Raw genomic sequence first — 12,692 nt, forward strand, 5'->3', positions numbered from 1 at the left:
CCGGGCGCCGGCCGCTTCGAGGAGCGCGGAGAGCGTGGCCGGATCGTCCTTTCCCCTGAGGCATGCGCTCCGCGCAGCCTCCCCTGGACGAGCGGAGCTCGTTTCAGGGGCGCGGGGAACTGCGCGACCAGCCACGACGAGAGCCGCAGACGGCGGACGGCCCGGCTACCCGGCGTGCCGGATCGCGTAGATCATCACGAACGCCACGATGTGGATGCCGAAGAGGAAGTAGCCCAGGTACCACCACATGTACCGCTCGCCCTTCTTCTCCTCGGCGAGCCGGCGCTCGTCGAACTCGCGCTGGAGCACCTCCAGCGGGTCCGGCGCCTCAGAGCTCACGGTGCACCTTGCTGTTGGACGCCTGGGCGCGCGGCCGGACCACCAGCAGGTCGATGTTGACGTGCGGCGGCCGGGTCACCGCCCAGCTGATCGTGTCGGCGACGTCGTCCGCGGTCAGCGGCTCGGCCACCCCCGCGTACACCTTCGCCGCCTTGTCCGCGTCACCGCCGAACCGGGTCAGCGCGAACTCGTCCGTCTTCACCATGCCGGGCGCCACCTCGATGACCCGCACCGGAGTACCGACGATCTCCAGCCGCAGCGTCTCCGCGAGCACGTGCTCGGCATGCTTGGCCGCCACGTAACCGCCGCCGCCCTCGTACGTGCCGTGCCCGGCGGTCGAGGACAGGACGACGACCGTGCCGTCGCCGGACGCGGTCAGCGCGGGCAGCAGGGCCTGCGTGACGTTGAGCGTGCCGATGACGTTCGTCTCGTACATCTGGCGCCACTGCTCCGGATCGCCGGAGGCCACCGGGTCCGCGCCGAGCGCCCCGCCCGCGTTGTTCACCAGCACCCCGACCGTCTTGAAGGCCGTCGCGAACTCGTCCACCGCCGCCCGGTCGGTGATGTCCAGGGCGTACGCGGCGGCCTGGTGCCCCGCCGCGTTGATCTCCTCCGCCAGCGCCTCGATGCGGTCCTTGCGGCGGGCCGTGAGCACCACCCGGTACCCGGCCGCCGCCAGCTGCCGGGCCGTCGCGGCACCGATGCCGCTGCTCGCGCCCGTGACGACGGCGATACGGGATGCGGGGGCGGGGGCCATGACTGCTCCAAGGGGCTCGGGCTCGGCGGACGGCTGCTGCCAGCGTACGACGGGGGCTCAGTCACCCCGCGGGGCGTACATGATCACGGCCATGCCCACCAGGCAGATCAGCGCGCCGGCCACGTCCCAGCGGGTCGGCCGGTACCCGTCCGCGACCACGCCCCAGGCGATCGACCCGGCCACGAACACCCCGCCGTACGCGGCCAGGATCCGCCCGAACTCGCCGTCCGGCTGAAGCGTCGCCACGAACCCGTACAGGCCCAGCGCGATCACCCCCGCGCCGATCCACGCCCAGCCGCGGTGCTCGCGCACCCCCTGCCACACCAGCCAGGCGCCACCGATCTCGAACAGCGCGGCGAGGACGAACAGGAACACGGAACGAGCGACGGTCATGCGCCACAGGGTGCCACGCACGTGTCACGGCGCCGCGCACGTGGGATAGATCGGCCCACCGTCCCCACGCACCGGAGGTCAGCCGTGCACCCGGCCCTCGCTCTCGCCCCCGCCCTCGTCCTCCTCATGCCACCGGGCGGCACCGCCCCCGCCGAGGCCGACCTCGCCCACCACGGCAGCGTCACCATGACCGCCGACCGGGTCACCGTCGCCCTCACCCCCGAGAACCACGGCCCCACCGACGTCCCCGACACCACCCTCAGGATCGCCTGGTCCGCCCCGCTCGCCGACGCCCAGCCCGGCCTGCCCGCCGCCTGCCTGCGCACCGGCCCGCGCACCGTCGACTGCCGCACCGGCGCCCTGCCCGCGGCCGCCCTCGGCACCCCGCTCACCGTCGACGTCCGCCTCGCCACCCGCCCCACCGAGGTGACCATGCGCCTCGACACCGTGTGGACGGGCGGCGCGGTCGACCACAACCCCGACAACGACCGCCATCAGGTGCTCGTCCTCGACACCGGTGACACCTACTACTTCTGACGACTCCTGACGTCTCCTGACGCCTACGAGGCCTGGCTGTCGTAGCTCTCCCGCGCCACCGCCACCTCGTCCATGTGCGTCTCCGCCCAGTCCTTCACCGCGACGAGCAGACCGCCCAGGCTGCGGCCCAGCGCGGTCAGTTCGTAGTCGACCCGCACCGGCACGGACGGCGTCACCGTCCGCGCCACGATCCCGTCCCGCTCCAGGGCGCGCAGCGTCTGCGTGAGCATCTTCTGGCTGACGCCCGCGATCTTCCGGCCGAGGTCCGAGTACCGCATCGGCCCGTCGTGCCCGGCCAGCGCGGCCACGACCAGGCTCACCCACTTGTCGCTGAGCCGCGCGAGCAGCTGGTTCGTCGGGCACTCCCGCAGGAACGCGTCGTACGCGAACCGCTCCCGCTCGCGGCGCTGCGCCGCCGTCGTCGTCGCCATGGCTCCCGGACCTCCCGCGCACTTCACGGTGACGTACGCACCTTCAGGTACGTACTTACTGAAAGAGAGTAGCACTCCATAGAGTCATCACTGCGGAAAGGAAAGCGCTCAACGCCAAGCCTCTCCGCACCAACTGAAGCCATATCCATGGGAGTTGTCATGCGAGCAGCAGTCGTCACGGCGTTCGGCGGTCCGGAAGCGGTCGAGATCGTGGACGTCGAGCGCCCCGAACCGGGCGCGGGCCAGATCAGGATCAAGGTCGCCGCGGCCGCCCTCAACCCGGTCGACGCGGGCGTCCGCTCCGGCGTCTTCGGCGGCGCCGGGCAGCGGCTCGGCCTCGGCTGGGACGTCGCGGGAACGGTCGACGCGGTGGGCGCCGCGACCGAGTGGCAGGTGGGCGACAAGGTCATCGCCGTGCACCACGGCCCGATCAAGCGGCTCGGCACCCACGCCGAGTACGTGGTCGTCGACGCCGGCGCGGCCGCCGCGGCCCCGGCATCCGTGGACCCGGTCCACGCGGCGAGCATCCCCATCAACGCGCTCATGGCGGCGCAGACCCTCGACCGGCTCGCCCTGGAGCCGGGCCGGTCACTCCTCGTCACCGGCGCGGCCGGCGCGGTCGGCGGCTACGCGATCCAGCTCGCCGCCCACCGCGGCATCGAGGTCACGGCCTACGCGTCGGCGGCCGACGAGGAGCTGACCCGCTCCTTCGGCGCGACGGCCTTCGTGGCGCGGGGCACGACCCCCGCCCCGATGGACGCGGTCCTCGACGCGGCGTTCATCGGCGCCGAGGCGCTGGGCTGGGTCCGGGACGGCGGCGCGTACGTCGGCGTCATCCCCGGCGCGGAACCGGCCCCGGAGCGCGGGGTGCGCACCTCGTCGGTGGAGGTGACGGCGGACGGCGAGCAACTCGCCACCCTCGCCCGCCTGATCGACGAGGGCATCCTGACCGCCCGCGTCGCCGAGACCTTCACCCTCACCGACGCCCCGAAGGCCCACGCCCGGCTCGCGGAGGGCGGGGTGCGGGGGCGGCTGGTGCTGGTGCCCTGAGGCGCGGCGGTGCGCCAGGCAGCGGTACGGGGCCGGCCCGGGTGGACCGGCCCCGACGGGCATCAGACCGTCATCCCTTGACGCAGACGACCTGCTTCAGCTTCGCGACGACCTCGACCAGGTCCCGCTGCTGGTCGATGACCTGCTCGATCGGCTTGTACGCGCCGGGGATCTCGTCCACGACACCGGAGTCCTTGCGGCACTCCACGCCCCGCGTCTGCTCCTCCAGGTCCCGCGTCGAGAAGCGCTTCTTCGCCGCGTTCCGGCTCATCTTCCGGCCCGCGCCGTGCGACGCGGAGTTGAAGGACGCCGCGTTGCCGAGGCCCTTCACGATGTACGAGCCCGTACCCATGGAACCGGGGATGATCCCGTACTCCCCCGAGCCCGCGCGGATCGCGCCCTTACGCGTGACCAGCAGGTCCATGCCGTCGTAGCGCTCTTCACTGACGTAGTTGTGGTGAGCGCTGATCTCGGGCTCGAAGACCGGCTTCGCCTTCTTGAACTCCTTGCGGATCACGTCCTTGAAGAGCGCCATCATGATGGAGCGGTTGTACTTCGCGTACTCCTGCGCCCAGAACAGGTCGTTGCGGTACGCCGCCATCTGCGGGGTCTGCGCGATGAAGACGGCCAGGTCGCGGTCGACCAGGTTCTGGTTGTGCGGGAGGCCCTGGGCCACGCCGATGTGATGGTCCGCCAGCTCCTTGCCGATGTTGCGGGAACCGGAGTGCAGCATGAGCCACACCGCATCGGACATATCAACACAAAGTTCAACGAAGTGATTTCCGGACCCGAGCGTTCCCATCTGCTTCACGGCCCGCCCCTCCCGGAACTTCACCGAGTCGGCGACCCCCTCGAACCGCCCCCAGAAGTCGTCCCAGCCCGCCGTCGCGAACCCGTGCATGCGGCCCGGGTCGACCGGGTCGTCGTGCATGCCGCGGCCCACCGGAATCGCCTGCTCGATCTTCGAGCGGAGCCGGGACAGGTCGCCGGGCAGGTCGTTCGCGGTCAGGGACGTCTTCACCGCGCTCATCCCGCACCCGATGTCCACCCCCACCGCGGCCGGGCACACCGCACCCTGCATCGCGATGACGGAGCCGACCGTCGCGCCCTTGCCGTAGTGCACGTCGGGCATGACGGCGAGGCCCTTGATCCAGGGGAGGGTCGCCACATTGCGGAGCTGCTGCATCGCGCCGTCGTCGACCGTGGCCGGATCGGTCCACATGCGGATGGGGACCTTTGCGCCAGGTACCTCTACGTATGACATGAAATCCCCCGTTGTGAGCGACAGTTGGGCCTACGTGAAAAGAAGTAGGGAAACGCAAATACCGGAGCCAAGGTCAACAAAACGGATGCTGGACCGGCGTCCACGGCGATGCGTGCGATAGACATGGCACCATCGGCCGCCCCGCCGCGGCAATCGAATAACCCGGCGTCAGCGCAGTGAGGAGCCCCAGGGTGCAGCGGAAGTCGTACGCGTACGTGCCGGGCGTCGCCGTCCTTCTGGCGGCACTGCTCGCCGGGTGCAGCGGAACCACCGACGACGACGGCGGCACCGACGACTCCAAGCCGGGCGACGTCAGCCCGTCGGCCTCCATCGCGAAGCCGGGCAAGTACCGCACGCTGCCGGAGCCGTGCGGCCAGCCCGAGCAGAGCATGCTGGACACGATGCTGCCGGGCATCGCGAAGATCGCGGACGAGGACCAGCGGGACAGGGCGTACGAGGGCGTGGCGACGACCACGTTCGACACCGGGCGCCGGGTCGGGTGCCGCTGGAAGGACGACACGGCCGCGGGCGGTTCGCACCGGCTGACGCTCGACTTCGAGCGGGTGGTGTCGTACGACTCCGCGGTGAGCGACGACTCGTCGGCGGAGCAGGTCTTCGCCACGGAGGCCGAGAAGGCGGACCTGCCGGACCCGGGCACGGCGACGGACACGGCGGAGCCCGGCGACGCGGGGTCCTCACCGTCCCCGTCGGACTCCGAGTCGTCGAAGTCGCAGAAGTCGTCGAAGTCGGCACAGTCCGGTACTTCACCCGAATCGACCGAAGAGTCCGACTCTTCCGGAACGCCCGACTCGGGCTCCGTGTCCGACTCCGCGTCGCCCACCGACCTTCGGCCGCGCCTGCTCGACGGCCTCGGTGACCAGGCCTTCGTGAACGACGTGCAGACCGGCTCGACGGCGTCGCCGACGCGGACCGTGACTGTGGTGTTCCGCACGTCGAACGTCGTGGTGACCATCGCGTACGAGGCACAGCCGACGGCCCCCGGCGACGTGCCGGACAGCAAGGAAATGCAGGACAGGGCGCAGGAACTGGCGCAGAAGCTGGTCGGAAAGTTCGGCGAGTAGGGCCGCTCGGGCGGCCGGGGCGGGTCCGGGGAAGGCGAGGCGTGCGGGTCGGACAGCGCGTACGGTGGCCCATCGGACCCGGGTTCGTGAAGACCGGTTGAAGGTTGGCCGGTGGTCGCGTGTCCGGTCCGTGCCTCTGTCCGCGTCCCAGTGAAGGAACCATGCACCGTCCGACCAAGCGACTCTCCCGCATACTCGCCTGCGCCGCCGCCGTGCCGGTGGTCCTCGTCGTCGCCGGCTGCTCGTCCGACTCGGGTTCCGACGACGCGAGCGCCACGGACAAGGCGTCCTCCGGGGCGAAGGCGTCCGCGTCCACCGCGGGGGAGGCGGCGAAGAAGGTTCAGGCCGCGACGTACAAGTCGCTGCCGAAGGCGTGCGACGCGTTCTCGAAGAAGACGCTGAAGGACCTGGTGCCGAAGGGCGACAGCAAGTCCGGAGCGTCGGACGACGATGCGACGCGCGCCAGCTGCTCCTGGTCGAGCCTCGACAACAACGGTGTGAAGGGCTCCCAGTACCGCTGGCTGAACGTGTCGCTGGTCCGCTTCGACTCGGACGCGAACCGGGGCAGCGGCAACGACCTGGCGTCCACGTACTACGCGAAGCAGGTCAAGGACGCGCAGGCGAGCCAGGGCGCGAAGAAGCTGAAGACGTCCGAGGTCTCCGGGGCGGGTGACGAGGCGACGCTGGTGCGCTTCGACAGCACGCAGAAGGAGAAGAAGAAGGACGTCACGTACAAGCAGCAGACGGTCGTCTCGCGCGTCGACAACGTGGTCGTCACGGTGAACTACAACGGTTCGGGCTTCGCGGGCGAGAAGACGCCGGACGCGGACGAGCTGTCGAAGGACGCCGAGAAGGCGACGCGGGAGGCGGTGGCCTCGGTCGAGGGCACGGCGTCGGGCAAGAGCGCTTCCCCGTCGGCCTCCGCGTCGAAGTCGGCGTCGTCCGGCTCCAAGGACGCGAAGGACTCGAAGGACTCCAAGGACTCCAAGGAGTCGTCGAAGTCGCCGTCCGCGTCGGCCTCCGCCAAGGACGACAAGGACAAGTAGCCTTCCGCCGCCCGGCATTTGCCTGTGGTTTGAGGAGCCCGGCCCCTTTTGGGAGCCGGGCTCCCGGCGTACCGGCCCACAGTGCGACGCACGCGTGTGCCAGTCTGTGGGGCGCAACATGCCGAACTGGGAGGGGAACCGAAGTGGCCGGGCCACTGAAGCTGACACGGACGCACCGGATACTCGCGGGCGTGGTCATCGCGGGCGCGGTGGTCATCGCGGGCATCGGTTTCGCCGGTTCCTACGCGGCCGTGCGCGAGCTGGCGATCGAGAAGGGCTTCGGGAACTTCTCCTACGTCTTCCCGATCGGCATCGACGCGGGCATCTGCGTGCTGCTCGCGCTCGACCTGCTCCTGACGTGGATCCGCATCCCGTTCCCGCTGCTGCGGCAGACGGCGTGGCTGCTGACGGCGGCGACGATCGCGTTCAACGGCGCGGCGGCCTGGCCGGACCCGCTGGGCGTCGGCATGCACGCCGTCATCCCGATCCTGTTCGTGGTCTCCGTGGAGGCGGCCCGGCACGCCATCGGCCGGATCGCGGACATCACCGCGGACAAGCACATGGAGGGCGTGCGGATCACGCGGTGGCTGCTGTCGCCGCTGCCCACGTTCCTGCTGTGGCGGCGGATGAAGCTGTGGGAGCTGCGTTCGTACGAGGCAGTCATCAAGCTGGAGCAGGAGCGGCTGGTCTATCAGGCGCGGCTGCGTTCGCGGTTCGGGCGGGCGTGGCGGCGCAAGGCTCCGGTGGAGTCGCTGATGCCGCTGCGGCTCGCGCGGTACGGGGTGCCGCTGGCGGAGACCGCTCCGGCGGGGCTCGCGGCGGCCGGTATCGAGCCTCAGCTGCTGCCGCCCGCGCCGCGGACCGCCGAACTGGAGGGGCCGGCTCCGCAGGGGCTCCCCCACCAGAACGCGCAGGAGGCCCCGCGGGAGCCTGCGCAGCCGTCCCAGCAGCCGTCCCAGCAACAGGCGCAGCAGCAGTCCCAACAGCAGCCCCAGGAGCCGCAGTCGGCCCCGCAGCCCCAGCAGCAGGAGCAGCCCCAGCCTCAGGCCCAGGCCCAGCAGGAGCCCCCGGTGATGGATCCCGAGGTGGATCCGCAGGCGAGCCAGTGGTTCGCGCAGCAGCGGGCGGTGGAGTACCAGGGCGGCTACGACCCGGACTTCGTGCCGCCCGCGGCGCCGGTCCCCGGCCCGGAGCACCAGGCCGTGCACGAGGAGACGCCGCCGCAGCTCCTGGTCCCGCACCCGCGTGCGGCGGAGCCGGAGCAGGCCGCCCCGGCCGAGGCCGAGCCGGAGTTCCCGGTGCCGAACGGTGCGGGCGGGACGCGGCCGCTCGGTGACGGGGCGGCGCAGCCGTCGGCGCCGTCGGACGAGGATCTGTACCAGGTGTTCCGGTACTCGATACAGGGTGAGGGCATGCCGACGCCGGGCGCGTTCCAGGCGAACGTGGAGGCGACCTACGGCAGTCGGCTCTCCCAGCGTGATCTGGCCCGCTACCACGAGATGTTCAGCAAGCGCCTGAACGCGGAGTTCGTGGACGACCACATCGCGTAGCCCTCTGCGGGCCGGTGGGACTTCTCGCGCCTTCAGGGGCGCGGGGAACTGCGCGACCAGCCACGGCGAGAGCCGCGCACGGCCACGCACCCCGCGCCCCCGGTACCGCCGGAGGCGCTACGCCCCGAGCAGCTTGCGGACGCGGTCCGCGCCCACGGCCAGCAGCAGCGTGGGCAGACGCGGGCCGGTGTCCCGGCCGACCAGGAGGTCGTAGAGGAGGGCGAAGAAGGAGCGCTGGGCGCCCTTGATCTCGGCGGGGAGTTCCTTGGCGGTGGCGTCGGCGGGGAAGCCGGCCTGCACCTTCGGAACGCCGTAGACGAGGTGGGTCAGGCCGTCCAGCGACCAGTGCGAGTCGAGGCCGTCGAGCAGCAGCCCGATCGAGGCGCGGGACGCCTCGTCGAGCGCGGCCAGCGCCTCCGTGTCCGGCTCCGTGCGCACGATGGTGCGGGACTCGGCGGGCACGTACTTGGTGATCCAGGCCTCGGCCTTGTCGAGGCGCGGGCGCACCGACACGAGCGCGGTGACCGGGTTCTCCGGGTCGAGCTCGGAGAGGATGCGCAGCGTCTGCTCCGTGTCCCCGGCCGTGACATCGGCGACGGAGGCCAGCGTGCGGTACGGCAACGGCCGCGGCGTACGCGGCAGTTCACGGTCCGCGACGCCGATGGCCCGGCTGTACGCGGCGGCGTCGGCGGGCAGCACCGAGCCGTCCGCCACCTTGGCGGAGAGCTTGTCCCACTCGTCGTAGAGCCGCTGGATCTCCTGGTCGAAGGCGATCTTGAACGACTGGTTGGGGCGGCGGCGGGCGTACAGCCAGCGCAGGATCTGCGGCTCCATGATCTGGAGCGCGTCACCGGGGGTGGGGACGCCGCCCTTGCTGGACGACATCTTGGCCATGCCGCTGATGCCGACGAACGCGTACATCGGGCCGATCGGCTGCTTGCCGCCGAAGATCCGGTCGACGATCTGGCCGCCGACCTGGAAGGAGGAGCCCGGCGAGGAGTGGTCGACGCCGGACGGCTCGAAGATGACGCCCTCGTACGCCCAGCGCATCGGCCAGTCGACCTTCCAGACCAGCTTGCCGCGGTTGAACTCCGACAGCAGGACGGTCTCGGTGAAGCCGTCGAGGGTGCAGGTGTAGGACAGCTCCGTCGTGTCGTCGTCGTACGACGTGACGGTGGTCAGGTCCTTGCCGCACTCGCCGCAGAACGGCTTGTACGGGTAGTAGCCGCCGGCGCCGCTGCTGCCGTCGTCCTCGTCGGCCGCGCCGGAGCCCTCGGCGGCCTCCAGCTCGGCCTCGTCGACCGGCTTCTGGTTCTGCTGCTTCTTGGCGGGGGCCTTCTTGGTGCGGTACTGGTCGAGGATCGCGTCGATGTCGCCGCGGTGCTTCATCGCGTGCAGGATCTGCTCGCGGTACGTCCCGGCCGTGTACTGCGCGGTCTGGCTGATGCCGTCGAACTCGACGCCGAGGTCGGCGAGGGCCTCGACCATGGCGGCCTTGAAGTGCTCCGCCCAGTTCGGGTACGCCGATCCGGCCGGGGCCGGGACCGAGGTCAGCGGCTTGCCGATGTGCTCGGCCCAGGACGCGTCGGTGCCGGGTACGCCGTTCGGGACCTTGCGGTAGCGGTCGTAGTCGTCCCAGGAGATCAGGTGGCGGACCGTGTGGCCGCGGCGGCGGATCTCGTCGGCGACCAGGTGCGGGGTCATGACCTCGCGCAGGTTGCCCAGGTGGATCGGGCCCGACGGGGAGAGGCCGGAGGCGACGACGACCGGTTTGCCCGGGGCACGACGCTCGGACTCGGCGATGACATCGTCCGCGAATCGGGACACCCAGTCGGCATTCTCCTGGGGCTCCGCGCTCGTGCTCTGGGCCACGGTCAGTCGGTCCTTCTCTGGTTTCGGGGAACGCGGTGCTCTCCGCGTCGTCGCCATTGTCCCAGCAACCCGGTGCCGACGGAAAACGGATTGCCCCGGAGCACAACCCCGGGCCCTCCACGAGGGTCCTGTCAGCGTGATCACTGACAGATTCGTGGCCGGACGCCGTACCGCGGCGGCTGGTCTGGCGCTCGCCCTGCCGCTGGGCGGCGCACTGCTCGCGGCCCCCGCCGCCCACGCGGCCGTGACCTGCGCCGACACCACGTTCAAGCGGACGTTCTATACGAACACCGGCTTCTCGGGCACCCCGAAGAAGACCGACTGCGACACCACCGTCGACCAGAAGTGGACCGGCGCGCCGCTCTCCGGGATGGCCACCAACAACTTCTCCGTGCGCTGGTCGCTGACCCGCGACTTCGGCTCGGGCGGCTGCTTCACGTACCGCCTGTCGGGCACGGACGGGCTGCGGCTGTACGTGGACGGGGTGCGCAAGGTCGACAAGTGGAAGAACACCGGGGACGCGGGCAACAGCGTCCCGGGCACGTTCTGCGTCGGCTCGGGCAGCCACACCGTCCGCGTCGACCACGCGAACTGGACGGGCCTGTCCCGGGTGAAGTTCACCTGGCCCGCCTCGTCCGACAGCAAGAAGCCGCTCGCGCCGACCGGTATCAGGACCGCGTACGACGCGGCGACCGGCAAGGCCAGCGCGAGCTGGACGAAGAACCGCGAGCTGGACATCAAGCACTACCGCGTCCTGGTCGAGACGGACGGGACCGGCGTCACGGACTGGACGACCACCGGCACCAGCGCGTCGTACACCCTGCCGAAGGACGGCCAGAAGTACCGGTTCTGCATCGCGGCCGTGGACAAGTGGACCAACTACGGGGCGTGGGGCTGCGGCCCGTACGTGACGCCGCCCGACAAGACCGCCCCTCCGGTGCCGTACGTGCCCGCGTCGGACGTCTCGGTGTCGACGGTCCTGGGCGAGCCGCGCGTGAACGTGTGGCTGGGCCAGGTACGGGAGGCCGAGGGGCCGCTCTTCACGCTGTGGCGGGCCACGTCCGCGGCGGGCCCGTTCGCCGAGGTCGCCACGATGGACCTGCGCGAGACGCCGGGTGAGCAGTACCTCTACGACGAGACGCCCGCGCAGAAGACGACCTACTACTACGCGGCGAGCGCGACGGACGCGGCCGGCAACACCTCGGCGCGCACCAAGCCCGTCGCGGTGACCACGCCGGACACGTCGGCGCCGCGCGCGGTGACGGGGCTCGCGGCGAAGGCGGACGCGGGCGGGGTCGCGCTGTCGTGGGCCGCGCCGTCCGACGACGCCGTGAGCTGGCAGGTGTACGGCTCGGACGGCGGGGCCGCGCCGGTCCTGCTCGGCACGGCGACGGCCGCCGCGTACCGCGACACCGCGGCGAAGCCGGGCGTGATCCGCACCTACACCGTGTACGCGCTCGACGCGGCCGGACACCGGTCGAAGCCGGCGACCGTGACGTCGCGGCGCCTGGTGGCCCCCGCGACGATCGTGTACCTGCGGCCCGACGCGGACGGCCGCGCCGAGCTGCGCTTCCGGGTGGCCGCGGACAACGACCACGGCGGCGGCTTCACGGTGTACTCGGGGACGAGCACGTCCACGGCCCGCACCAACCCGCGCGACTGTGCGGCGACGGAGCTCCTGAGCACCGACGCGTTCGTCGAGTACGGCTGTGTCGTCGCGGGCCTCGGCGCCTCGACGGACCGCTACGTCACGCTGTTCGCGAAGGCCGCCAACGGGGTCGTGTCGACCGCCGCGACCCCGGTGCGGTACGAGGACACGGTCGCGCCCCCGGTGCCGACCGGTTTCACGGCGACGCCCGGCGCCGAGGGCACCGCGCTGTCGTGGAACGCCTCCCCGGTGGCCGACCTGCACTCCTACTGGCTCCGGTCGGGCCGTGTGGAGACGGTCGACGGAGTGCGCTCCTGTGGCAGCGGGCAGCTCTCGGAGACCCTGGAGCGCGACGCCACGTCCTTCCGGGACCCGGAGGTCGTGCCGGACGGCGACGAGCGCTGCTGGGAGTTGCGGGCCGTGGACGGCGCCAACAACTACTCGGAAGCCGTCACCGTCTACGCGACCGGAGTGGCTCGGTAGGGGCACGGCTGCGGCCCGGTGGGGGCTGGTCGCGCAGTTCCCCGCGCCCCTGGGTCGTACTTCGTCCGCGGGCCGGTGGCCTCTTCTCGCGCAGTTCCCCGCGCCCCTGAGGCATGCGCTGCGCGCAGCCTCCCCTGGACGAGCGGAGCTCGTTTCAGGGGCCATCGCGCTCGGCTCCGCCCAGCACAAGGCCGACGGCACGCCGGTCTATCTGCAGAACGCCGCCTTCCTCTGGGTGCC

General features: G+C 71.4%; 12 protein-coding genes. 6 read left to right on the forward strand and 6 right to left on the reverse strand.

From position 1 onward, the window contains the following. Positions 1-165: 165 nt before the first annotated feature. The 3 genes from ABZ930_RS40435 to ABZ930_RS40445 are packed head-to-tail and all read right to left on the reverse strand — an operon-like array spanning position 166 to position 1,489. Complete coding sequence (locus ABZ930_RS40435) at positions 166-339, reverse strand: hypothetical protein (RefSeq protein ID WP_361560290.1); 174 nt, start codon at positions 337-339, stop codon at positions 166-168. Continuing rightward, positions 329-1,096, reverse strand: a complete 768-nt coding sequence (locus tag ABZ930_RS40440; protein ID WP_361560293.1) for an SDR family NAD(P)-dependent oxidoreductase — start codon at positions 1,094-1,096, stop codon at positions 329-331. Before ABZ930_RS40440 ends, ABZ930_RS40435 begins: the two co-directional genes overlap by 11 nt. A 57-nt stretch (positions 1,097-1,153) precedes the next feature. Beyond that, entirely contained in the window at positions 1,154-1,489 is a 336-nt protein-coding gene (locus tag ABZ930_RS40445; RefSeq protein WP_353944042.1) for a YnfA family protein, read from the reverse strand. A gap of 84 nt (positions 1,490-1,573) precedes the next feature. On the opposite strand from ABZ930_RS40445, the gene ABZ930_RS40450 reads away from it, so the two are divergent. Next, positions 1,574-2,026 (forward strand): hypothetical protein, encoded by a 453-nt coding sequence (locus ABZ930_RS40450; protein ID WP_361560296.1) that lies wholly within the window; start codon positions 1,574-1,576, stop codon positions 2,024-2,026. A 23-nt stretch (positions 2,027-2,049) separates the two neighbouring features. Here the strand turns inward: ABZ930_RS40450 and ABZ930_RS40455 are convergent, their stop codons facing one another. Beyond that, on the reverse strand, positions 2,050-2,457 hold the full coding sequence (locus ABZ930_RS40455) for a helix-turn-helix domain-containing protein (protein WP_361560299.1): 408 nt from the start codon (positions 2,455-2,457) through the stop codon (positions 2,050-2,052). Positions 2,458-2,616: 159 nt separating this feature from the next. On the opposite strand from ABZ930_RS40455, the gene ABZ930_RS40460 reads away from it, so the two are divergent. After that, complete coding sequence (locus tag ABZ930_RS40460; RefSeq protein WP_361560302.1) at positions 2,617-3,507, forward strand: NADP-dependent oxidoreductase; 891 nt, start codon at positions 2,617-2,619, stop codon at positions 3,505-3,507. A gap of 70 nt (positions 3,508-3,577) precedes the next feature. Here ABZ930_RS40460 and ABZ930_RS40465 read toward each other — a convergent pair whose 3' ends face one another. Next, the gene (locus ABZ930_RS40465; RefSeq protein WP_361560305.1) at positions 3,578-4,771 is read right to left on the reverse strand and encodes an RtcB family protein; all 1,194 of its coding nucleotides are present in this window, start codon (positions 4,769-4,771) and stop codon (positions 3,578-3,580) included. A gap of 191 nt (positions 4,772-4,962) precedes the next feature. Between ABZ930_RS40465 and ABZ930_RS40470 the strand changes: the two genes are divergently transcribed. The 3 genes from ABZ930_RS40470 (at position 4,963) to ABZ930_RS40480 (ending at position 8,449) form a co-directional block, all read left to right on the forward strand. Continuing rightward, positions 4,963-5,853, forward strand: coding sequence for a DUF3558 domain-containing protein (locus ABZ930_RS40470; protein ID WP_361560308.1), 891 nt, complete (start codon positions 4,963-4,965; stop codon positions 5,851-5,853). A 161-nt stretch (positions 5,854-6,014) separates the two neighbouring features. Then, positions 6,015-6,899 carry a DUF3558 domain-containing protein gene (locus ABZ930_RS40475; protein ID WP_361560311.1) on the forward strand — a complete coding sequence of 295 codons (885 nt, stop codon included), beginning with the start codon at positions 6,015-6,017 and terminating at the stop codon, positions 6,897-6,899. Between the two features lie 143 nt (positions 6,900-7,042). After that, positions 7,043-8,449 carry a DUF2637 domain-containing protein gene (locus ABZ930_RS40480; protein ID WP_361560314.1) on the forward strand — a complete coding sequence of 469 codons (1,407 nt, stop codon included), beginning with the start codon at positions 7,043-7,045 and terminating at the stop codon, positions 8,447-8,449. A gap of 117 nt (positions 8,450-8,566) precedes the next feature. Here ABZ930_RS40480 and lysS read toward each other — a convergent pair whose 3' ends face one another. Then, positions 8,567-10,378: a lysine--tRNA ligase gene (gene lysS / locus ABZ930_RS40485; protein WP_361560317.1), complete on the reverse strand. Its 1,812-nt coding sequence runs from the start codon at positions 10,376-10,378 to the stop codon at positions 8,567-8,569. 79 nt (positions 10,379-10,457) lie between these two features. Between lysS and ABZ930_RS40490 the strand changes: the two genes are divergently transcribed. Next, positions 10,458-12,452 carry a PA14 domain-containing protein gene (locus ABZ930_RS40490; protein ID WP_361560320.1) on the forward strand — a complete coding sequence of 665 codons (1,995 nt, stop codon included), beginning with the start codon at positions 10,458-10,460 and terminating at the stop codon, positions 12,450-12,452. Positions 12,453-12,692: the final 240 nt, after the last annotated feature.

Origin of the sequence: Streptomyces sp. NPDC046716, assembly GCF_040645755.1 — a bacterium.
Lineage (GTDB): Bacteria > Actinomycetota > Actinomycetes > Streptomycetales > Streptomycetaceae > Streptomyces.

Bases quoted from the DNA above. Each gene is read 5' to 3' on its own strand.
- ABZ930_RS40440 (WP_361560293.1), bottom strand. From the start codon at position 1,096: ATGGCCCCCGCCCCCGCATCCCGTATCGCCGTCGTCACGGGCGCGAGC.
- ABZ930_RS40445 (WP_353944042.1), bottom strand. From the start codon at position 1,489: ATGACCGTCGCTCGTTCCGTGTTCCTGTTCGTCCTCGCCGCGCTGTTC.
- ABZ930_RS40455 (WP_361560299.1), bottom strand. From the start codon at position 2,457: ATGGCGACGACGACGGCGGCGCAGCGCCGCGAGCGGGAGCGGTTCGCG.
- ABZ930_RS40460 (WP_361560302.1), top strand. From the start codon at position 2,617: ATGCGAGCAGCAGTCGTCACGGCGTTCGGCGGTCCGGAAGCGGTCGAG.
- ABZ930_RS40465 (WP_361560305.1), bottom strand. From the start codon at position 4,771: ATGTCATACGTAGAGGTACCTGGCGCAAAGGTCCCCATCCGCATGTGG.
- ABZ930_RS40475 (WP_361560311.1), top strand. From the start codon at position 6,015: ATGCACCGTCCGACCAAGCGACTCTCCCGCATACTCGCCTGCGCCGCC.
- lysS (WP_361560317.1), bottom strand. From the start codon at position 10,378: ATGGCGACGACGCGGAGAGCACCGCGTTCCCCGAAACCAGAGAAGGAC.